Below are 20,757 nucleotides of genomic sequence, written 5' to 3'. Positions count from 1 at the left end.
GCGCAACGGCCTCATCGCGGCTTGGCCTTCTCCAGTTCCGTCAGGCCCTCCTGGGCGCCGTCGTGCAGCGGCACGGTCAGTCCGCGCCGCGCGGTGGCGATGGAGACCTGGCTGCCCTGGGTCGATCCCGCGGCCAGCAGGTCCTGTCCGGTCGAATAGACGGCGCGCACGATCACCAGGGCTTCGTCGCGGGTCAGGTCCGCGGTGGTGAGCAGCAGGGCGGCCATGCCGACGGTGGGGATCGCTTCGACCTGGTTGGGATAGGTGCCGGCGACGATGTCCAGCGGCATCAGCGAACTGTCGGCTGCCGTCAGCGCCTTGATGGCGGCGGGATCGAGCGGCAGCAGCTTCAGCCGGGCCTGGGTCAGCGCGTCGCGCAGCGGCGTGGCCGGCACGCCGATCACCTGGGCGGCGGCGTCGACCGCGCCGGAATTCAGCGCCGGCAGCGAGGCCGCGAACGGGGTGTCTGCGACCTTGTAGTCGCGTCCGGCCTGCAGCCCGTGCGCGGCCAGTACCGCCTCCAGCGTGGCCCGCACGGCCGAGCCCTCCGGACCCAGCGCGACGGTCTTGCCCTTCAGGTCGCGCACGCCGCGCACCGAGGCGTCGTCGCGCACCACGATGTGGACCAGTTCCGGATACAGGCTGCCCAGCGCCCGCAGGCCGGTGAACGGCCCCTGGGCCGCGAACGGGCCCTTGCCGTCATAGGCCAGCCGCGCCGTATCGGCCTGGGCCAGTCCGACCACCGCGTCGCCGCTGCGCAGCAGCGCGATGTTCTCGGCGCCGCCGCCGGTGATGAGCGGGGCGACGCGGACCTGCCGCGAGCGGGCCACGTCGCGCAGCGCGCGCGCGAACGCCACGTATTCGCCGCGGTCGGGGCCGCCGGCCAGCGGATAGCCCTGCTGCATGCGGGCCAGCCGGCCGTTGATGCGCGCCACCGAGCGTTCCAGTTCCTGCTGCACCACGTGCTGGGCGGTGCTGGAGCCGGTGTAGGCGACGGAATGGGTGATCTGGTCCAGCGAGTCGAGCAGCTGGCGCGTGACCGGCGGCGGCGCGCCGGTGTCCAGGCTGGGGGCCTGGGCCGCCTTGAAGCCGGCCGGCGTCACCAGCTTCCAGTCCTGGCCGTCCTGCCGGTAGATCGCGCTGGCGTGCGCCACGATGCGGTCGCCGGCCTGGTTGCCGCCGGATTTCACGCCGCTGATGCTGCGCGGACCCGCGCCCAGCAGCGTGACCAGCGAGGCCGCGCCCGGCTGGTCCCAGGCGCCCAGCGAGACGTCGCGGGCCAGGTCCAGCGCGACGTCGTAATAGACCACGCGGCGGGTTTCGCCGGCGGGCGCGCCGTTGTCGACGGCCGATCCCATGCGCTTGAGTTCGGCGATCCGGAACAGCCCTTCGCCATAGGCGGCGTTCAGGCTGCGCTCGACGTCGCCGCGCAGCGCGTCGGCGTCCGGCGCGCGGCCGCAGGCGGCCAGCGTCAGGCACAGCAATACGAGGATGAGACGTTTGAACATGCTTACATCCCTCCCACGAACGGCAAGGAGATCAGCGAGGTCAGCACGATCACGTTGAGGATGTCGACCAGGAACGCGCCGGTGACCGGCACCACGATGAAGGACTCCGGCGCGGGGCCGTGGCGGCGCGTGAGCGCCTGCATATTGGCGATGGCGGTGGCGGTGGCGCCCAGCGAGAAGCCGCAGAAGGCGGCCGACATGACGGCCGCTTCGTAGTCGCGCTTGAGCAGGCGGAACACCACCCAGGCCGCGTACAGCGCGCAGAACGCCGTCTGCACCACCAGCATCAGGGCCAGCGGGCCGGCCAGGCGCGCCACGCTGGACAGGTCCAGCGTCATCATGGTCATGCCCAGGAACAGCGACAGCGAGATGGTGCCGATGATGTCGGTGACGCGGTCGTCCAGTTTCAGTCCCAGGCGCTCGCCGCCGTTGCGGATCACCACGCCCGTGGCCAGGCACCATAGGAAATTGGGCAGGCTGACCGGGGCGTCCTCGACCAGCGCGGCCAGGTAGCCGCCCACCACCAGCGCGACGAAGGCGGCCGTCAGCGACACGATGAAGGAGCCGGCGGTGGTCGGGCCCTGGTCTTCGGTCAGGTCGGGGGCGTCATGCTTGTCGCCGGGCGCGTGGTCCAGGCTGCCGGCCAGCTTGTGGCGCCGCATGATCCATTCCGCGACCGGGCCGCCCACCACGCCGCCCAGCACCAGGCCCAGCGTGGCCGAGGTCATGGCCAGCGCCATCACGTCCTGGATGTTGTTGAAGTCGGCGAAGCGCGTGGCGTAGGCCGCGCCCGTGCCGTGCCCGCCCACCAGCGTGATGGTGCCGCCCAGCAGGCCCATCAGCGGATGCATGTCCAGCAGCCAAGCCATGCCCAGTCCCACGGCGTTCTGCAGGACCAGGAACGGGATCAGGGCCAGCAGGAACGCGATCAGCCTGGGGCCGCCCTTGGCCAGCAGCTTGAGGTTGGCGGTCAGGCCGATGCAGCCGAAGAACAGCAGCAGCAGGGTGGGTTTGATGCTGGTTTCGAGCGAGACGGAGATTCCGCCCCAGGTCGACAGCAGGTAGGCGATCACCGCGAAAAGCAGGCCGCCCACGATGGGATCGGGAATGCTGTAGCGGGCAAGAAACCCGATGCGGGTGGTGAGCACCCGTCCGACGACGAGCACCAGGCAGCAGGCCAGGAGTGATTGAACGGGCGAAAGCGAGATCATAGATACCTTTGCGCCCTGTCGGGGCGCAGTTAGATTTCCGGCTTCGGGAACCCTGCCGCCTCACACACGTGCGGCTTATGTTACGTCCGCGGCGGCAACGTTGTACATGGGGGGACGGAAGCGGCGCTACAGCGGCAGCGCGCGGGACATGTAAAGCGCTTGCGGGCCGTAGCCGGCAAGCTTTTCGGCCAGGCCGGCCGCGGCGACGTCCATCGGCGCGTAGCCGTGGCGCCGCCAATAGCCGGTCGCCGATTCCAGCGATACCAGGCTGGCCCGGCGCAGGCCAGCCTGCCCGGCGGCCGCCGCGGCGGCGCGCAGCAGCGCCTGGCCGACTCCCAGGCCCTGGGCCTGCGGCACCACCGCGCAATCATGCAGGAACCAGTGATCGGCCTTCGACGGCAGCGCTGTCAGCGCGACGTCGAGGGCCGGCGGCAGGCCCGCGTCCCAGGGATAGGAGATCAGATAGCCCAGGAGGTCGCCGCCTTCGGCGCGCGCGACCCAGCAGTGGGCAGGCGCGAGCGCCAGGCGGTTGAGGAAGAACGCCGCGCTCTCCAGCAGGAAATCGGGATAGGCCAGGGTCTGGGCGGCGAGGATGCCGTCCACGTCGCCGGCAAGCATGGGCCTGACTCGGTATTGCATGACTAACGGGAAAAACTGGAATCGGGCGCATTGTAGCGATGCCAACCTGTCCCCGCTTTGCTTGCGGCATTTCATGAAAATTCGACGAGCCCCTGCGCATACTGCCCGCCATAGTGTCCTGCAATCCGAGTTCAGCATTCCATGCATATCCAATTCCGGTCCGATCCCATAGCCGCCCAGGTGCTGGCCAAATCGTTTCCCGTGGAAGCGTTCTGGTCGACGCAGGCGGCCAACGTGCCGTACGACACCTGCGTGACCTGCGTCATCCCCTGCCTGAATGAATGCGACAACCTGCGGGTGCTGCTGCCCCTGCTGCGCAGCCGCCTCACGGCGCTGTGCTCCAGCTGGGAAGTGATCGTGGCCGACGACGGCAGCACCGACGGCACCGAGGCGCTGATGGCGCAATGGACCGAGCACGCCGGCTTTCGCTACGTGCAGCTGTCGCGCAATTTCGGCAAGGAGGCCGCGCTCAGCGCCGGCCTCGAGGCCGCCGCCGGCAATGTGGTGATCTGCCTGGACGCCGACCTGCAGCATCCGCCGGCCCTGATCGAGCAGATGCTGGCGCGCTGGGCCGCTGGCGCCGAAATGGTCTATGCCGTGCGCGAAAGCCGCGCCGACGAATCCTGGCTCAAGCGCTGCGGCGCGCGCTGGTTCTACAAGCTGCTCAGCGGCGCGCGCGGCGTGGACGTGCCGCCGCACGCCGGCGATTTCCGGCTGATGGACCGTAGCGTGGTGGACGCGCTCAACGCGCTGCCCGAACGCACGCGCTTCATGAAGGGCCTGTACGCCTGGGTCGGCTTCAAGGGCGAGGCGCTGGCCTATACACCCGACGAACGCATGCACGGCGACAGCCGCTTCAGCGGCATGCGCCTGTTCCGCCTGGCGCTGGACGGGCTTACCGCCTTCACCACCTGGCCGCTGCGCCTGGTGAGCCTGGTGGGCGTGGCGTTCGCCCTGATGGCGCTGGCCTACGCGGCCTATCTCGTGGCCGACTACCTGCTGTCCGGCAATCCGGTATCGGGCTGGACCACCATCGTCACCGCCGTGCTGTTCTTCGCCGGCGTGAACCTGATTTCCCTGGGCGTGGTGGGCGAGTACGTCGCCCGCATCTTCGACGAGGTCAAGGGCCGCCCCTTGTTCGTGGTGCGCCGCCGCCAGGGCCGCACCTGCCATCCGGACCAGGACCCGCACTGACATGTCCGCCATGACGCAACCGGGGCGTTCCAACTGGACCCCGCCGGCAGGACGCTTCCTGCTCGCCGTCGGCGCCTGGCTGGCGTGGCTGGCCTGGCTCAGGCCCCTGACGCTGCCCGACGAAGGCCGCTACGCCGGCGTCGCCTGGGACATGCTGCGCAGCGGCTCGCATGCCGTGCCGCTGCTGGACGGCATGCCGTACTTCCACAAGCCGCCGCTCTATTACTGGCTGACCGAGCTGTCCTTTTCCGTCTTCGGCGTGCATCCGTGGGCGGCGCGGGTGCCGTCCTGGCTGGCGGCCTGGGCCACGGCGGCGGCGCTGTACGGTTTCGTGCGCCGCTACCGCGACGCGGCGGCCGCCACGCTGACCGTGCTGATCCTCGCCACCATGCCGTTCTTCTACGGCGGGGCGCAGTTCGCCAACCTGGACATGCTGGTCGCCGGCATGATCGCGCTATGCCTGCTGGCCGCGGCCGACGCGGTGCTGCGCGCCGAGCGCGGCCAGGCCTGGCGCCGGATGTCGCTGGCCGCCGCCGCGCTGGCGGCGCTGGCGGTGCTGGCCAAGGGCCTGATCGGCGTGGTGCTGCCGGGCGCGATCCTGTTTCTCTGGCTGGCGTGGAGGCGGTACTGGCGCGGCCTGGCCGTGCTGCTGTGGCCGCCGTCGATACTGCTTTTCATCGCGCTGGCCGCGCCGTGGTTCGTGCTGATGCAGCTGCGCTATCCCGGCTTCTACGATTACTTCTTCGTCTACCAGCATTTCCAGCGCTTCGCCGCCGGCGGCTTCAACAACGCCCAGCCATTCTGGTTCTATCTGCCGGTGGTCGCCGGGCTGAGCCTGCCCTGGTCCTTGTGGGGCGGCGCCATCCTGCGCAAGTCGTTCTGGGCCGACGGCCCGGCGCGCGACCTGAGGCGCTTCGCGCTGTTGTGGCTGGGCGTCGTGATCGTGTTTTTCTCGCTGCCGCATTCCAAGCTGGTGGGCTACGTGCTGCCGGTGCTGGCGCCGCTGGCCTTTTTGCTGTCGGAAGCCATCCTGGCGGCCTGGCGCCGCGAGACCGAGCCCGTCACGCAGCGTCTGGTCCGCCTGAGCGCGGCCGTGGCCGCCGGCATCTGCGTGATCGCGGTGGGCATCGCCGCGCACAATGCGCGCGGCAGCGCCAGCCCGCTGGCCAAGGTGGTGCGCGAGCAGGCCAGGCCGGGCGACACCTTCGTGTCCCTGCACTCCTATCCGTTCGACCTGGCCTTGTACGCCCGGGCGCCGCGGCCGATGTGGGTGGTGGACGACTGGCTCAACCCCGAGGTGCCGGTGCGCGACAACTGGCGCAAGGAACTGTACGACGCCGCCAAGTTCGATCCGCAGACCGGTGAGCAGGTATTGCTTGGCGCGGCCGAATTCAACCAGCGGCTGTGCCGCGCGCCTGACGGAGCGCGCTACTGGGTATGGGGCACCGCCTCGGACAATCAGGCCTATCTGCCGCTGCAAGGCCTGGCGCCCGCGGTCACCAGCGCGAAGTACATGATGTGGCGGGTGGAAGTGGACGCGGCCCTCAGGCAGCGGGTTTGTGGCGGAATGCCCAGAGCCGGCCTGCAATAAAGGTCGCGACGGCAAGCCCGGCCAGTATCAGGGCGAGCAGGACATCGTAGCGGATGGCCGTGCTGTGCAGCAGCCACGCGTAAGCGGCTTCGTTGATGGCGAAGCCGGCGGCTGACACGAGAAAGAAACGGCGCGCTGCTACTGTCCAGGGAATAGTCGAATGTCGGAACGTCAGACGATAGTGGCCCAGGAAGGAAACCACGAAGGCGATCAGCCAGCCGATCAGGTTGGCGGCCAGCGGCGGCATCCCGAAGGCCTCCACGCAGCCCACGGCGACAGCCCAATGGGTGGCGGCGGCGGCGCATCCGACGGCAATGAAGGTGCTTACTTGTTGCAGCAGGGCGCGCATGGAAAGCGTGGCGAAATGGAAGTAAGGGGTATTGCGATGAGCAAACGTATCGTGGTCTGCGGGGACGATTTTGGCATGAATGCCGATATCGATGAAGGCATGATCGAACTGGCCGGCATGGGCCGCCTGAGCGCGGTCAGCTGCCTGTCGCAAGGGCCGTCGTTCGCCGCCCACGTGCGGCGGCTCGCGCCGCTGGACGTGGACGTCGGCCTGCACGTGAACTTCACCGAACAACTCGACCCGAACGCCGAAGCGCTGCCCGCGCTGGGCCGCCTGATCCTCAACGCCTACGCCGGACGCCTGGACGCCGCCTGGATCGACGCCCGCCTGCAGCGCCAGTTCGACGCCTTCGAGGCCGCCACCGGCCGCGCGCCCGATTACGTCGACGGCCATCAGCACGTGCACCAGCTGCCCGGCATCCGCGCGCGCCTGTTGCTGCTGCTCAAGCGCCGCTATGGCGAGAACCGGCCGTGGCTGCGCCAGACCGCGCCCGGCATGCAAAGCGGCATCCCGCTGCGCGAAGCGTTCAAGGCCCGCGTCATCGGCGCGCTGGGCGCGGCCGCGCTGGCGCGCGAGGCGCGCGCCGACGGCCTGCGCACCAATCGCCGGCTGCTGGGCGTCTACGGCTTCGAAGGCGGCAAGCGGCACTACGCCGGCCTGCTACAGAACTGGCTGTTCAACGCGCGCGACTGCGACCTGCTGATGTGCCATCCGGCCGCGGCCAGCCAGGACGGCTGCGCCATGTCGCGCCAGCGCCGCGCCGAATTCGACGTGCTGGCCAGCCCCAAGCTGGGTGATTGGCTCAACGTCAACGGCGTGCATATTTCGCGGCTGCCGGCTGGGGCGCGCTAAGGCCGCCGCTGGGGCGGAAAGCTAGCCGCTGGTCAGGCTCTGCAGCAGCCACGCCCCGGCCGGCCCCAGCGCCCGGCGCCGCGACCAGACCGCATCGACCCGGATGTGGCGCGGCCAGCCCGGTGCCTTCAGCTCGGTCAGCTGGTCCTGCCCGAACCGCTGGATCATCCAGCGCGGCAGCTCGGTCCAGCCGAAACCCCGGCTGGCCATTTCCAGAAGCATCAGATAACCCGGCGCCGACCAGGTCGAATAGGCCGGCTCGGTGTCCTTGTCGCCCAGCTCGAAGGTGCTCAGGCGCAGCGCGCGCTCGGACTTCAGCTGGTCTTCGGTGACGCTGGGCAGCTTGGCCAGCGGATGGTTGCGGCCCACGCACAGCACGATCTCCGACAGTTCCGCCAGCGTGGCGTGGGCCACGTCGGGCGGATAGGTATCCTGCGCGGCCATCAGGCCCAGGTGCGCGCGCCCCTGCTGCACCAGGGCCACCACGTCCTCGTATTCCGCGATCAGGCATTCGAAGCGCAGCGCCGGATAGCGCTGGTCGATCTGGCTGAGCATGGTCTCGAAGGTTTCCGACTGGAACGTATCGGACAGCACCAGGGTGAGCCGGGGCTCCAGGCCCTCGGCCAGCTGGCTGGCGCTGCGGTTCAGGCGATCGTTGGCGGCCAGCACCTGCAAGGCCTGCCCCAGCAGCACCTGGCCGGCCTCGGTCAGGGTGGGCTGGCGCTGGCTGCGGTCGAACAGGGCCACGTTCAGGTCCACCTCCAGGTTGGCAATGGTTTCGCTGATGGTGCTCTGGCTTTTGCCCAGCTTGCGGGCCGCGGCGGAAAACGTGCCTTCCGAGGCGACCTGGGCGAAAGCGGCCAGGGATTCCAGTGAATGGCGCATGGGATGTCCGGCAAAATAGATATCGGTTTTTCCGATGAAAACCATCTTTATCGTACCGGAAATATCGTGGAAAATCCGTTCCGTTCAGTAGTAACCGACCTCAGGTGGGTCATGACGCAAGCCAAAAAATCCCTCAAAGAACGCTTTTTCCACGCCTTTCTGTTCGAAGTCCTGGCCATCGGCCTGTGCGCGCCGGCGGCCGCCTGGGCCATGGGCAAATCCCTGTTCGAGATGGGCGTGCTGACGGCCGTGATCGCCTGGATCGCGCTGGTCTGGAACATGATCTACAACGCTGGATTCGACCGAGTCGAGAACCACTACGGCTGGACCCGCAACCTGAGGGTCCGGGTGCTGCACGCCTGCGGCTTCGAGATCGGCCTGATCCTGATCGTGATCCCGCTGGCCGCCTGGTGGCTGAGCATCAGCCTGTGGCAGTCCTTCGTGCTCGACATCGCGCTGGTGCTGTTCTATCTGCCGTACGGCTTTCTGTACAACCTGGCCTACGACCGCTCGCGTCCCTACGTCATGAAATGGCTGAGCCGCAACGAGCCGGTCGCGGTCGCGCGCCAGACGCCCTGCGCGTAAGCGCGCCGGCGCGGCTTCAGCCCGCGCGGCCGCGGTAGGCGCGGCTGGCGTCGCGCATGAAACTGCCGACGGCGGTTTCGTACTGCGCGCCGCTGCGGAAGGCGCCCGAATGCGAGGCGCCTTCGATCTTCACCAGGCGCTTGAGGTCCGGCGCCACGTTGCGCGCGGCGGCGTAGAGCTCGTCGCTCATCGTATGCGGCACGACGCGGTCGGCGGTGCCGTGCATGAACAGCATGGGCGTGTGCAGGCTGGCCAGTTTCTCCACCGAATCGAAGGGCTGGGTGACCAGCAGGCCGGCGCCCGGCATCTTGCCCCAGCGCAGCGTGGCCAGCATCGCGCCGATGCTGGTGAAGCTGGATTCCACGATCAGGCCGGCGAAGTCCGGCTGTTCCGGACGCGCGGCCAGGTCGATGGCGATCGCGCCGCCCAGACTGTGGCCATAGATGAAGCGGCGCGCCGGGTCCGGCTGCAGCCGGGCCAATTCCTTGAGACCCGCGATGGCGTCTTCCTGGGCGGTGCGCTCGGAAGGCAGCAACGCGGTCGAGGCCCCGAAGCCGCGGTAGTCGATGGCCAGTACGGAATAGCCCATGCGCGTCCAGCCCTCGATGCGAAAGGCGCTGCCGTTCAGATTCCAGCGCGCGCCGTGCAGGTACAGCACGGTGGGGGCGTCGGCCCGCGGGCTCTGCCAGTACCAGGCGCGCACGTGATCGCCGCCGGCCAGCGGCAGGTCATATACCTGGGTGCCGGCGGCCGGCTCGCGCCACCAGGTCTGGGGTTCGGCCTGGGGCGAGAAAATCGTCTGGCGTTGCCAGGAGTCGAGCTGGGTGCAGCCCACCACGCCGGCGCCCGTGAGCAGGGCGGCGGCCAGCAGTCGGCGCAGGGCGGGGCGGGATAGTGCGGGCATGAACGATATGACCCGGGCAGGGCGGCGGGGTTCCGGCATCAGCATACTAGCGGGTCAGCGCCAGCCAGGCCTGGGCGGCGTGCGACAGATAGCCGCCGCGGCGCCAGACCAGCACCATTTCCCAGTCCGTGCCCGCGTCGCGCAGCGGGACGCGGGCCACGCCGGCATGCAGTTCCTCGCGCGCCTTCAGGCGCGGCAGAAAGGCCACGCCCAGGCCGGCCGCCACCAGCGCCACGATGAAATCCACCTGGCTGCTGCGCGCCGCGATCGTGGGGGCGAAGCCGGCGCGCTGGCAGGCGTCATGCAGGATGCGGTTGAGTGCGAAGCCGGTCTCGAACAGGATGAAAGGCGAGTCCCGCAGCTCGCGCAGGCTGACCGACGCGGCGCCCGCCCTGGGATGGTCGGCGGGCATCAGCGCCACCAGGGGCTCGCGCGCCACGGGCTGCCACTCGAAATGCTCGGGCACCGGCTTGAGCGAGGCCGCCAGCTCGATTTCGCCGGCCATCACCATTTCCTCCAGGCGCCGGCTGCCGTGTTCCACCAGGCTGATTTCCACCTGCGGATAGCGGCTGCGAAAGCGCGCGAAAAGCGGCGCGAACAGCGTGCTGCTGCCCAGCGGCGGCAGGCCCAGCCGCAGCACGCCGCGCTTGAGGCCCTTCAGTTCGTCCAGCTCCGCGTACAGGTCGTCGCGCTGGGCCAGCATGGCCTGCGCGCGGCGGTAGACGATTTCGCCGGCGGCCGTCAGCCGCGGCGGCTGGGCGTGGCGGTCCAGCAACGGCATGCCCAGCTCGTCCTCGAGCTGGCGCACCGCCTTGCTGACGGTGGGCTGGGTGGCGTAGACGGCCTTGGCCGCCTGGGAAAAACCGCCCTGGCGGACCACCTCGACCAGCGCGCGCAGGGGGCGCAGTTCCATGGTTATGCCTGATTGGAATACGGTGGATTCAATGAATTCATTTTATCTATGGCGCGCGCCGGCGTAAAACATAGGCATGCCGCTGGAAGTCCTGCCGATGTTTTTGTCCCGTTATTCCATCCTCGCGCGCAGCGCCCTGCGCCGCAGCCGCGTCCTGCAAATCTGCCTGATCGTCCTGTTTTCCTGGCTGGGCCAGGCGCTCGCCGGGTGGCTGGGGCTGCCCATACCGGGCGCGGTCATCGGCATGGCCATCGTGCTGCTCCTGCTGGCCACGCGCCGCCTGCCGGTGCGCAGCGTGCACCGCGGCGCCAGCTGGCTGCTGGGCGAAATGCTGCTGTTCTTCGTTCCCGCGGTCATGTCGCTGCTGGACCACCGCGAATTCCTCGGGCTGCTGGGGCTGAAGCTGCTGGCCGTCATCGTGCTGGGCACCGTGCTGGTGATGGCGGGCACGGCGCTGACCATAGACCTCTGCTACCGCTGGATGAACCGCCATGCCGGTTGATTTCAATCTGCTGTTCTGGCCGGCAGCGACGGTGCTGGCCTACGCCGGCGCCCGGCTGTTCTACCGCCGTTACGCCTATTGGTGCACCTCGACGCTGGTGGTGGCGCCGGCCCTGTTGCTGGCGCTGGCGATCGCGCTGCACACCGGCTATCGCGACTACATGGCCGGCTCGCACTGGCTGATGGCGATGCTGGGTCCGGTGATCGTGGCGTTCGCGCTGCCGCTCTACCAGCAGCGCGCGCTGATCCGCCGCTACTGGCCGGTGCTGGCCGCCGGCGTCGCGGTCGGCAGCCTGGTGGCCGGCGCCAGCGCGTGGATGCTGGGCAGCCTGCTGGACCTGCCGCCCGACCTCCGGCTGAGCCTGCTGCCGCGTTCGGTGGCCACGCCTTTCGCCGTGGAAGTGTCCACGCACGTGGGCGGCATGCCCGACCTGACCGCGGTGTTCGTGATCGTGACCGGCGTGTTCGGCGCGGCCATCGGCCAGCTGATGCGCCGCTGGCTGCCGCTGCGCTCGGCCCTGGCGCGCGGCGCGCTGTTCGGCATGGGCGCCCACGGCGCGGGCACCGCCAAGGCCCGCGAGCTGGCGGCCGACGAGGGCGCGGTGGCCGGCCTGGTCATGGTGATGGCGGGCCTGTTCAACGTGCTGGTCACGCCGGCCGTGGTGGTGGCTTTGCGGGCCTAGTCCGGCAGGGTCAGTGCACCAGTTCGAGGGCCACCGGATACAGCGAGGCCACCAGCAGCAGCGCCATGCTGATGTTGAAGGCGCGGATCGCCCAGGGCCGGTGCAGCACGCGGCGCAGCGCCGTGCCGAAGGTGACCCAGATGCCGACGCTGGGCAGGTTGACGATGCCGCAGACCAGGGTGGCGATGACCAGGTTGGTGAAGAAGCCGTTCTGCGGCGTGTAGGTGGCCACCACGCCCACGGCCATCACCCATGCCTTGGGGTTGACCCACTGGAAGGCCGCGGCCTGCAGGAACGTGAAGGGCTTGCCGCGCACCTCGCCGTCCTCCATGGCGCCCGAATTGGCGATCTTCCAGGCCAGGTACAGCAGATAGGCCGCGCCCACGTACTTCAGCACGGTGTACAGCTGCGGCATCTGCTGGAATACCGAGCCCAGCCCGATGCCCACCAGGAAGATCATCAGCGTGAAGCCGAGGTTCACGCCCAGCAGGTGCGGCATGCTGCGGCGAAAGCCGAAGTTCAGGCCCGAGGACGCCAGCATCACGTTGTTGGGGCCGGGCGTGATCGAGCTGACCAGCGCGAACATGGCCAGCGGACCGAGCAGGGACAGCGACATCAGGGGCGCGTCGGCCCATTGGGAAGAGAGCAGATTCATTTAGGGGTCCTGACTATGGCGCGGCGTCCGCCGGCGATCACGACGATCACGGCGGCGGCGAAGAAGAAGGTCGCCGTTTCCACGGATTCGTCAAACAGCGCTGCCGCGGCCACCACCGTAAGAAAGGGTTGCAGCAACTGAACTTGTCCCACGCGGGCGATCCCGCCCACGGCCAGGCCGCGATACCAGGCGAAGAATCCCAGGAACATCGAGCCGAACGCCAGGTAGGCGCAGGCCAGCACGACCGACGAGCTGGGCCAGCTGGCCTGCGCGGCCATCCAGCCTACGGGGGCCGCCACGACCGGGGCGCTGATCACCAGCGCCCAGCATATTGTGCGCCCGCCGCCCAGCGTGCGCGAGGCCCGCGCGCCTTCGGCATAGCCCATGCCGCCCAGCACCACCGCCACCAGCAGCCACAGATCACCCAGCGACAGCGTGCCGTGGCCCTGGCGCAGGGCGTAGGCGGTGACCAGCGCGGCGCCCAGCAGGGCCCAGGCCCAGAATGCCGGCGACGGGCGCTCGCCGCTGCGCAGCGCCGCGAAGGCCGCCGTCGACAGCGGCAGCAGGCCGTTGAACACTGCGCCGTGCGACGAAGGCACGGTCTGCATGGCGAAGGAGGAGGCCAGCGGCCAGCCCACCACGATGCCCAGCGCGGCCAGGATCACGCCGGGCCATTCCTCGCGGTTCGGCCGCCGCGCGCGCGTCAGCCACAGCAGCGCCACGGCCGGCACCGCCGCCACCAGCGCCCGGCCCAGCCCGATCAGCAGCGGGTCCAGTTCGGCCACGGCCAGCCGCGTCATGGGCAGCGTCAGGGAAAAGACCAGCACGCCCAGGAAGCCATAGGCGTAGCCCTCCCAGACGGGGCCGGCCGCCTTGGCGGCGGCCGGGGAGGAGGGATAGAACGCAGGACGGGTCATGGGCGCCACCAGTTGCAGGTTTTCGTGATTGCTGCCACTCTACGCATAGTCATCGGTACAGTACCGGTACACTTTGGCATATCACTTTAATCACTGGCCTGGTGAAATCTCCATGACAGTTGCCCCCGCGCTCTCATCCTCCCCGCCCTGGCAGCCCGTGCGCCAGGCCGACGCCACCCTGGTGACGCAGCTGGCCGACGGCCTGGCCCGCCGCATCGACGAGCAGGGCCTGCGGCCCGGCACCCGGCTGCCGTCCATCCGCAAGATGGCCGAACAGTCCGGCGTCAGCCGCTTTACGGTGGTGGAAGCCTACGACCGGCTGGTGGCGCGTGGCCTGGTGCAGTCGCGCCGGGGCGCGGGGTTTTTCGTGCGGGCGCGCAGCGGCCCGCTGGCGGCCTCCGCCACGGCGCCGTCCGCCGCTTCGCTGGCGCCGCCGGCGCGCATCGACGTGGCCTGGCTGCTGCGCAGCATGTTCCGCGAAACCGCCGCGCTCGGCATGCCGGGCGGCGCGGGCCTGCTGCCGCCGGACTGGCTGGACCCCGAAATGGTGGCCGGCGCGGTGCGCGCGGTCGGGCGCTCGGTGCGCGGCCACCTGGTCAGCTACGGTCATCCCCAGGGCTTCGCGCCGCTGCGCCAGCAGATCGCCGCCTCGCTGCAGAACGACGGCGTGCCGGCGCATCCGGAGCTGAACCTGCTCACGACCAACGGCGTCACGCACGGCCTGGATCTGATCGCGCGGCACCTGGTCAAGCCGGGCGACACCGTGCTGGTCGAAGACCCGGCCTGGTTCGTCATTTTCGGCCGCCTGGCGGCCTTCGGCGCGCGCCCCATCGGCGTGCCGCGCGGCCCCGACGGCCCCGACATCGCGCTGCTCGAACAGCTGGCCGCGCAGCACAAGCCCAAGCTCTTCATCGTCAACAGCGCGGTGCACAACCCCACCGGCCATACCCTGTCGGCCGGGGCGGCCTACGACATCCTGCGCATCGCCGAGCGCCACGATTTCATGGTGGTCGAAGACGACACCTACGGCGAACTGCATCCCGGCGGGGCCATGAAGCTGGCGGTGCTGGACCGCCTGAAACGCGTGATCCTGGTGGGCGGCTATTCCAAGATGCTGGCGGCCAGCCTGCGCGTGGGCTATCTGGCGGCCAATCCCGACATCCTGCAGAAGCTGGCCGACCTGAAGATGCTGGCCGGCCTGACCTCGCCCGAACTGGGCGAACGGGTCGTGCACCGGGTGCTGATGGAAGGGCAGTACCGGCGCCATATCGAACGGGTGCGCGCGCGCGTGGACGAGGCCCGCCAGCGCTGCCTGAAGGGCCTGCTCAAGCTGGGAATGACGGTGCATCACGAACCGAATGCGGGCATGTTCGTCTGGGCCGATTGCGGCCGCGACAGCGAGGAGCTGGCGCGGGTGGCGGCCGACCACGGCATGCTGCTGGCGCCGGGCACGCTGTTCTCGCCGTCGCAGGCGCCCTCCAGCATGCTGCGTTTTTCGGTCACCATCGCCGATCACCGGGGAATCTGGGCGGACCTGGAAAAAATCTTCGCGCAAACCGGCGCGGGCATTCAATAATATAAAAAGCCCTCATTACCAAGCCATATAAGGAATCGTCATGTCCGCACCCATCAAACCCCTGACCCAGAATTTCGCCGTCGCCCCGCAGCTCGGCCCGGACGACATGGCGGACGTCGCCGCCGCCGGCTACAAGAGCGTCATCATCAACCGTCCCGATTTCGAAGGCGGCCCCGACCAGCCCACCGCCGCCGACGTGTCCAAGGCCGCGCAGGCCGCCGGCCTGCAGATCGAGTACCAGCCCGTGGTGGGCAGCGCCATGACCGCCGCCGACGTCCAGCGCTTCGCCGAACTGCTGCGCACGCTGCCCGGTCCGGTACTGGCGTATTGCCGCACCGGCACCCGCTGCACCAACCTGTTCGCCGCCGCGCAGCAACTGGGGTGAGGCCGCGCTTGACGCGCATCAAGCACATCGGGTTCACATTGATGTACGCGTAGCGGGTTTCCGGTAGCATGGAGACTCCTCTCAAACAGGAGCAGGCAGATGTTCAAGAAGATCCTGATTCCCACCGACGGCTCGCCGCTGTCGGCGCAAGCCGCCAACGCGGGTATTTGTTTTGCGCGTTCCGTAGGCGCTGAAGTCGTCGCGCTGTACGTCACGCAGCCGTTCGCGGCCACCATCGGCTTCGACGGCATGGCCGCGGCCTATGCCATCACCGACGAAGACTACGAAAAGGCCTCGGCCGAACAGGCCGACAAGTACCTCAAGCAGATCACCGACCGCGCCGACACCGCCGGCGTGAAGTCCGAGGCGCGCGCCGTGTCCAACTTCAACGTGGCCGACGGCATCGTGCAGGCCGCCGCCGATGCCGGCTGCGACCTGATCTTCATCGGCAGCCACGGCCGTAGCGGCCTGTCGCGCCTGCTGCTGGGCAGCGTCACGGCCAAGGTGCTGTCGCTGGCAAGCACCGCCGTGCTGGTCTACCGCGTCAAGGAAGACAAGAAGTAAGTCCTTCCGCGCAGGTCGCCCCGAACCCCTCCGCAGCGAGGGGTTTTTTTGCGCCCGGCGCGGCGCGCAAGCGGGCCGCGCGCGTCTTTGTATCTTGCGGCGGCGGGCGTAATATTCATGCATCAGCGCGGGCGCGGCCTCGCCACTACGAAGTCCTTCACGCGGCCTCGCGCCCGCCGCGGCAAGGCCCGGTCGGGCCTGCCGTCTTTGCCTGGCGACTTCAAAGGAAGAGGCCATGACTCGCAAGACGCGTATCGAGCTATACCGCAACATCGGCATCAGCGCCCACATCGACGCGGGCAAAACGACGACCACCGAGCGCATCCTCTTCTATACCGGCATCACCCACAAGATCGGCGAGGTGCACGATGGCGCCGCGGTGATGGACTGGATGGAGCAGGAGCAGGAGCGCGGCATCACGATCACCTCGGCCGCCACCACCGCGTTCTGGAAAGGCATGGCCGGCAACTATCCCGAGCACCGCATCAACATCATCGACACGCCCGGCCACGTGGACTTCACCATCGAGGTCGAGCGCTCCATGCGCGTGCTGGACGGCGCGGTCATGGTGTATGACGCGGTCGGCGGCGTGCAGCCGCAATCCGAGACCGTCTGGCGCCAGGCCAACAAGTACAAGGTGCCGCGGCTGGCCTTCGTCAACAAGATGGACCGCGTGGGCGCGGACTTCCTGCGCGTGCAGCGCCAGATCGCCGAGCGCCTCAAGGGCGACGCCGTGCCGATCCAGCTGCCGGTGGGCGCCGAAGACCATTTCGAGGGCGTGATCGACCTGGTCAAGATGAAGGCCATCATCTGGGACGAGGCCAGCCAGGGCGTGCGTTTCGAATACCAGGACATCCCGGCCGCGATGCAGGCGCAGGCCCGGGAATGGCACGACAAGATGGTCGAGAAGGCCGCCGAAGCCAACGAGGCGCTGCTGGAGAAATACCTGGCGGGCGAGCCGCTGACCGAGGAAGAGATCAAGCAGGGCCTGCGCCAGCGCACGGTGGCCAACGAGATCGTGCCCATGCTGTGCGGCAGCGCGTTCAAGAACAAGGGCGTGCAGGCCATGCTGGACGCGGTGCTCGACTACCTGCCGTCGCCGGTCGACGTGCCGGCCATCAAGGGCCATGACGAGCGCGACCGCGAGATCGAGCGCCATCCCGCCGACAACGAGCCGTTCTCGGCCCTGGCCTTCAAGATCATGACCGATCCCTTCGTCGGCCAGCTGGTGTTCTTCCGCGTGTATTCGGGCGTGGTGAAGTCGGGCGACTCGGTGTTGAACCCGGTCAAGGGCAAAAAGGAAAGGCTGGGCCGCATCCTGCAGATGCACGCCAACGAGCGCCGCGAAATCACCGAGGTCTATGCCGGCGACATCGCCGCGGCGGTGGGGATCAAGGACGTCACCACCGGCGACACGCTCACCGATCCGGCGCACGTCATCATTCTGGAACGCATGGTCTTCCCGGAGCCGGTGATATCGCAGGCGGTCGAGCCCAAGACCAAGGCCGACCAGGAAAAAATGGGCATCGCGCTGGGCCGTCTGGCGCAGGAAGACCCGTCCTTCCGCGTGCGCACCGACGAGGAATCGGGCCAGACCATCATCTCGGGTATGGGCGAGCTGCACCTGGAAATCCTGGTGGACCGCATGAAGCGCGAGTTCGGCGTCGAGGCCACGGTGGGCAAGCCGCAGGTGGCCTACCGCGAAACCATACGCAAGACCTGTGCCGAGGTCGAGGGCAAGTTCGTCAAGCAGTCCGGCGGGCGCGGCCAGTACGGCCACGTGGTGCTGAAGCTCGAACCGCAGGAACCCGGCAAGGGCTATGAGTTCGTCGACGCGATCAAGGGCGGCGTGGTGCCGCGCGAGTTCATCCCGGCGGTGGACAAGGGCGTGCGCGAGGCGCTCAACGCCGGCGTGCTGGCCGGCTATCCCGTGGTGGACGTGAAGGTGACGCTGTTCTTCGGTTCCTACCACGACGTGGATTCGAACGAGAACGCGTTCCGCATGGCCGGCTCGATGGCGTTCAAGGAAGGCATGCGCCGGGCCGACCCGGTGCTGCTGGAACCCATGATGCAGGTCGAGGTGGAAACGCCCGACGATTACACCGGCAACGTCATGGGCGACCTGTCCTCGCGCCGCGGCATGGTCCAGGGCATGGAGGACATCGCCGGCGGCGGCGGCAAGCTGGTGCGCGCCGAAGTGCCGCTGGCCGAGATGTTCGGCTATTCGACCTCGCTGCGTTCGCTTACCCAGGGCAGGGCGACCTACTCCATGGAGTTCAAGCATTACGCCGAGGCCCCGCGCCAGGTGGCGCAGGAAGTGATTGCGGCCCAGGGCACGGGCCGCTGAGGCGGCTCAGGCCGCCGCGGCGGCCGCGCCCGTCGCGGCCGCGCGCCGGCGCGTCGAGGCCAGCCGCACGCCGAACAGAATCATCACGAAGCCGTAGGCGTGGAACAGCTGCGGCGCCTCGCCCAATAGCGGCCAGGCCAGCAGCGCCGCATACACCGGCACCAGGAACATGGCCAGTCCGGCCGTGGCCGGGCCGGCCTGGCTGATCAGCCGGCCGTATACGTAGTAGGCGCCCAGGCTGGGCACCACGGCCAGGAACAGCAGCGTCGCCGCCAGCCGCGGATCGGTCCATGGCGGCACGGCGCCGCTGGCCGCCTCGATCGCCGCGAACGGCGCCAGCGCCAGCACGCCACCCAGCATCAGCGTCGCCAGGCGCGCGCTGTCGGGCACCGCCGCCGGCAGGCTCAACCGCTTCTGCAGCACCGTATAGAGCGCCCAGCCGGTGGCCGCCAGCAGCACCCACAGGTCGCCCTGGCCGAAAGCCAGGCGCGCCAGCGCCTGCGCATCGCCGCGCGACAGCACCGTCAGCACGCCGCCCAGCGCCAGCGCCAGGCCCGCGGCGCGCAGGGCAGACAAAGGCTTGCGCCAGATCGCCGCTTCCAGCAGGGCCACCAGAATGGGGCTGCACGAGAAAATCAGCGCGATATTGGTGGCGCTGGTGGTCTGGGCGCCGATGTACTGCGGCGCCACCGCCACGCCCATGCCCAGCACCGCCAGCGGCAGCAGCGACGGCAGGCTGCGGCGCAGCGTGCGGCGGTGCGCGCGCAGCGCCGGCGCGGCCAGCGGCAGCAGGATCAGCAGGGCGATCAGCCAGCGGCCGAAGGCGAGAAACACAGGGGGGAGGCTGGCGTCGTGGGCCCAGCGGGCCGCGACCATGTTGGAGGCGAATAGCGCCGGGGCGGTAAGAAGCATGGCGGTGCCGGACAGGCCCAGGCCGGATCTTGCGGGTGCTGCTGCGAAGGACATGATTTCCCGCCGCGCGGATCGGCGCGCGGCATGATGCGTTGGAACTGCCGGCGCGCGCGCCGGGTTGTGCCGCAGCGAGCGCGCCGAAATCCGACGGCCGGGGTAGGCGGCCGTCTTGCAGGAAAGTCTACGGCGGGTAGCGAAAAATAGGTTTCCTGATTCACGCCTGATTGGCGGATATAGGAAAATATCTATCCTCTAGAATTGATATTCAGAGAGATTTTCTCCTGGAGCGCCTGCCATCGTGTCCGCCATGCCCAAAATCGACGAAACCGACCGCAAGATCCTGCGCGCGCTGCGCGCCGACGGGCGGCTCACCAACCTGAAGCTGGCCGAGCAGGTGGGGCTGTCGCCCACGCCGTGCTGGAACCGCGTGAAGGCGCTGGAAGAGGCCGGGGTGATCGAGGGCTACGCCGCGCTGTTGAACCAGAAGGCGCTGGGCCTGCCCGATACCGTCATGATCGAGGTCACGCTGGAGCACCACGACGACGACACGCTGGCGCGCTTCGGCGAGGAAATCACGCGCCTGCCGGAAGTGGTCGAGGCCTTTCTCGTGACCGGCGAGTACGACTACCTGATCAAGGTGGCGGTGGCGGGCACCGAGGGCTACGAGTCCTTTCTGCGCAAGCGCCTGTACAAGCTGCGCGGCGTGCGCCACAGCCGCTCCACCTTCGTGCTGCGGCGGCTCAAGCACACGCCTTCGGTCGAGCCCTGATCAGCCGCCGATGAATTCCTCGATGGCGCCGTTGAAGGCGCGCGGATTGCCCAGGTTCATGCCGTGCGAGGAGCCGGCGATGGTCACCCGGTGCGCGTGCGGCAGCCATTGCGCCAGCGCGTCGAGCACGGCGGGGTAGGGGGCGGGGCTCAACGCGCCGCCGATCAGCAGCGTGGGCATTTTCAGGGAGCCGATCTGCTGCGGCGTCAGCGCGGCGGGCGTCTCGCGCGCCTGGCCGAACAGCGTGCCGACGTTGTCGCGCACCATCTCCTTGAACCAGGGCACCATGCGCTGCCAGGTGTTGGGGCCGGTCACGGTATCGACGAACAGCGCCAGGCCGGCTTCGGTTTCGCCGGCGCGGATGAGCTCCAGCGCCCGCAGCCGGAAACCGCCGCGGTGGTCGTCCGCGCCGGGCAGCGGCAGGCCGGGATCGGCCAGGGTCAGGCTGCGCAGCGCGTCGGGACGGCGCAGCGCCGCTTCCAGCGCCACGCGCCCGCCGCGGGAATGGCCCACCAGATGGGCCGGGCCGCCGGCCACGGCGTCGATGAATTCCAGCACGTCGCTGGCGTGCTGCTCGATCGAAAAGCCGTCGCCCGCGCCGTCCCAGGCTTCCGGCCAGTAGCGGCGCAGGCATACCGCCAGCACGCGGAACGACCGCCCCAGCGGCGCCATCTGCGACTTCCAGTAGCGGCTGTCGGACAGGGAGCCATGCACCAGCACCAGCGGCGCGCCGCTGCCATACTCGGTGTAGGACATGGCATAGCCGCCGATCGGCGCGGTTTGCAGGGGCAGGACGGGTTCGGAACGCATGGGAGTC

The 20,757-nt window shown here is 69.0% G+C and carries 22 protein-coding genes; 11 read left to right on the top strand and 11 right to left on the bottom strand.

From position 1 onward, the window contains the following. Positions 1 to 11: 11 nt before the first annotated feature. The 3 genes from AC1M14_RS23445 to AC1M14_RS23435 form a co-directional block, all read right to left on the bottom strand. Entirely contained in the window at positions 12 to 1,508 is a 1,497-nt protein-coding gene (locus tag AC1M14_RS23445) for a TAXI family TRAP transporter solute-binding subunit (RefSeq protein WP_102775833.1), read from the bottom strand. Between the two features lie 2 nt (positions 1,509 to 1,510). After that, positions 1,511 to 2,719 (bottom strand): sodium/glutamate symporter, encoded by a 1,209-nt coding sequence (gene gltS / locus AC1M14_RS23440; RefSeq protein ID WP_102775834.1) that lies wholly within the window; start codon positions 2,717 to 2,719, stop codon positions 1,511 to 1,513. 126 nt (positions 2,720 to 2,845) lie between these two features. Next, complete coding sequence (locus AC1M14_RS23435; RefSeq protein ID WP_102775835.1) at positions 2,846 to 3,337, bottom strand: GNAT family N-acetyltransferase; 492 nt, start codon at positions 3,335 to 3,337, stop codon at positions 2,846 to 2,848. A 162-nt stretch (positions 3,338 to 3,499) separates the two neighbouring features. Between AC1M14_RS23435 and AC1M14_RS23430 the strand changes: the two genes are divergently transcribed. Both AC1M14_RS23430 and AC1M14_RS23425 read left to right on the top strand, forming a co-directional pair. Beyond that, entirely contained in the window at positions 3,500 to 4,552 is a 1,053-nt protein-coding gene (locus AC1M14_RS23430; RefSeq protein ID WP_102775836.1) for a glycosyltransferase family 2 protein, read from the top strand. Position 4,553: 1 nt separating this feature from the next. Continuing rightward, complete coding sequence (locus AC1M14_RS23425) at positions 4,554 to 6,143, top strand: ArnT family glycosyltransferase (protein ID WP_102775837.1); 1,590 nt, start codon at positions 4,554 to 4,556, stop codon at positions 6,141 to 6,143. Here AC1M14_RS23425 and AC1M14_RS23420 read toward each other — a convergent pair. Then, positions 6,097 to 6,492, bottom strand: a complete 396-nt coding sequence (locus AC1M14_RS23420; protein ID WP_479730541.1) for a GtrA family protein — start codon at positions 6,490 to 6,492, stop codon at positions 6,097 to 6,099. The genes AC1M14_RS23425 and AC1M14_RS23420 overlap by 47 nt on opposite strands. Before the next feature lie 36 nt (positions 6,493 to 6,528). Between AC1M14_RS23420 and AC1M14_RS23415 the strand changes: the two genes are divergently transcribed. Next, the gene (locus tag AC1M14_RS23415) at positions 6,529 to 7,344 is read left to right on the top strand and encodes a ChbG/HpnK family deacetylase (protein WP_479730540.1); all 816 of its coding nucleotides are present in this window, start codon (positions 6,529 to 6,531) and stop codon (positions 7,342 to 7,344) included. A gap of 21 nt (positions 7,345 to 7,365) precedes the next feature. Here AC1M14_RS23415 and AC1M14_RS23410 read toward each other — a convergent pair whose 3' ends face one another. After that, positions 7,366 to 8,229 (bottom strand): LysR family transcriptional regulator, encoded by an 864-nt coding sequence (locus AC1M14_RS23410; RefSeq protein WP_111826966.1) that lies wholly within the window; start codon positions 8,227 to 8,229, stop codon positions 7,366 to 7,368. Positions 8,230 to 8,340: 111 nt separating this feature from the next. On the opposite strand from AC1M14_RS23410, the gene AC1M14_RS23405 reads away from it, so the two are divergent. Further along, complete coding sequence (locus tag AC1M14_RS23405) at positions 8,341 to 8,814, top strand: multidrug/biocide efflux PACE transporter (RefSeq protein ID WP_479730539.1); 474 nt, start codon at positions 8,341 to 8,343, stop codon at positions 8,812 to 8,814. A 16-nt stretch (positions 8,815 to 8,830) separates the two neighbouring features. Here AC1M14_RS23405 and AC1M14_RS23400 read toward each other — a convergent pair whose 3' ends face one another. Together AC1M14_RS23400 and AC1M14_RS23395 are read right to left on the bottom strand one after the other, a co-directional pair. After that, positions 8,831 to 9,718: an alpha/beta hydrolase gene (locus tag AC1M14_RS23400; protein ID WP_111826965.1), complete on the bottom strand. Its 888-nt coding sequence runs from the start codon at positions 9,716 to 9,718 to the stop codon at positions 8,831 to 8,833. A gap of 46 nt (positions 9,719 to 9,764) precedes the next feature. Then, positions 9,765 to 10,631, bottom strand: a complete 867-nt coding sequence (locus AC1M14_RS23395) for a LysR family transcriptional regulator (protein ID WP_102775841.1) — start codon at positions 10,629 to 10,631, stop codon at positions 9,765 to 9,767. A gap of 97 nt (positions 10,632 to 10,728) precedes the next feature. Here AC1M14_RS23395 and AC1M14_RS23390 point away from each other — a divergent pair, with 97 nt between their 5' ends. Together AC1M14_RS23390 and AC1M14_RS23385 are read left to right on the top strand one after the other, a co-directional pair. Beyond that, complete coding sequence (locus AC1M14_RS23390; protein WP_102775886.1) at positions 10,729 to 11,133, top strand: CidA/LrgA family protein; 405 nt, start codon at positions 10,729 to 10,731, stop codon at positions 11,131 to 11,133. Then, positions 11,123 to 11,815, top strand: a complete 693-nt coding sequence (locus AC1M14_RS23385; protein WP_209165641.1) for an LrgB family protein — start codon at positions 11,123 to 11,125, stop codon at positions 11,813 to 11,815. The genes AC1M14_RS23390 and AC1M14_RS23385 overlap by 11 nt, the downstream gene beginning before the upstream one ends. Before the next feature lie 10 nt (positions 11,816 to 11,825). Here the strand turns inward: AC1M14_RS23385 and AC1M14_RS23380 are convergent, their stop codons facing one another. Then, on the bottom strand, positions 11,826 to 12,470 hold the full coding sequence (locus AC1M14_RS23380; protein ID WP_479730538.1) for a LysE family translocator: 645 nt from the start codon (positions 12,468 to 12,470) through the stop codon (positions 11,826 to 11,828). Then, positions 12,467 to 13,387 carry a DMT family transporter gene (locus AC1M14_RS23375; RefSeq protein WP_209165643.1) on the bottom strand — a complete coding sequence of 307 codons (921 nt, stop codon included), beginning with the start codon at positions 13,385 to 13,387 and terminating at the stop codon, positions 12,467 to 12,469. Before AC1M14_RS23375 ends, AC1M14_RS23380 begins: the two co-directional genes overlap by 4 nt. 112 nt (positions 13,388 to 13,499) lie before the next feature. Between AC1M14_RS23375 and AC1M14_RS23370 the strand changes: the two genes are divergently transcribed. From AC1M14_RS23370 to fusA, 4 genes are all read left to right on the top strand, one after another. Then, on the top strand, positions 13,500 to 14,963 hold the full coding sequence (locus AC1M14_RS23370; RefSeq protein ID WP_168202270.1) for an aminotransferase-like domain-containing protein: 1,464 nt from the start codon (positions 13,500 to 13,502) through the stop codon (positions 14,961 to 14,963). Between the two features lie 40 nt (positions 14,964 to 15,003). Continuing rightward, on the top strand, positions 15,004 to 15,348 hold the full coding sequence (locus AC1M14_RS23365) for a protein tyrosine phosphatase family protein (protein ID WP_043544931.1): 345 nt from the start codon (positions 15,004 to 15,006) through the stop codon (positions 15,346 to 15,348). A gap of 99 nt (positions 15,349 to 15,447) precedes the next feature. After that, positions 15,448 to 15,912 carry a universal stress protein gene (locus AC1M14_RS23360; RefSeq protein WP_102775846.1) on the top strand — a complete coding sequence of 155 codons (465 nt, stop codon included), beginning with the start codon at positions 15,448 to 15,450 and terminating at the stop codon, positions 15,910 to 15,912. Positions 15,913 to 16,147: 235 nt separating this feature from the next. Beyond that, positions 16,148 to 18,259 carry an elongation factor G gene (gene fusA / locus AC1M14_RS23355; RefSeq protein WP_479730537.1) on the top strand — a complete coding sequence of 704 codons (2,112 nt, stop codon included), beginning with the start codon at positions 16,148 to 16,150 and terminating at the stop codon, positions 18,257 to 18,259. Between the two features lie 6 nt (positions 18,260 to 18,265). Here fusA and AC1M14_RS23350 read toward each other — a convergent pair whose 3' ends face one another. Further along, positions 18,266 to 19,225, bottom strand: coding sequence for a DMT family transporter (locus AC1M14_RS23350; RefSeq protein WP_246842528.1), 960 nt, complete (start codon positions 19,223 to 19,225; stop codon positions 18,266 to 18,268). 253 nt (positions 19,226 to 19,478) lie between these two features. Here AC1M14_RS23350 and AC1M14_RS23345 point away from each other — a divergent pair, with 253 nt between their 5' ends. Continuing rightward, positions 19,479 to 19,940 (top strand): Lrp/AsnC family transcriptional regulator, encoded by a 462-nt coding sequence (locus AC1M14_RS23345; RefSeq protein ID WP_247747728.1) that lies wholly within the window; start codon positions 19,479 to 19,481, stop codon positions 19,938 to 19,940. Here AC1M14_RS23345 and AC1M14_RS23340 read toward each other — a convergent pair whose 3' ends face one another. Next, on the bottom strand, positions 19,941 to 20,750 hold the full coding sequence (locus AC1M14_RS23340) for an alpha/beta fold hydrolase (RefSeq protein WP_209165644.1): 810 nt from the start codon (positions 20,748 to 20,750) through the stop codon (positions 19,941 to 19,943). Positions 20,751 to 20,757 lie beyond the last annotated feature (7 nt).

The sequence above is a fragment of the Achromobacter sp. SX5 genome (assembly GCF_056711425.1).
This window is presented reverse-complemented; position numbering and strand designations above follow the sequence as displayed.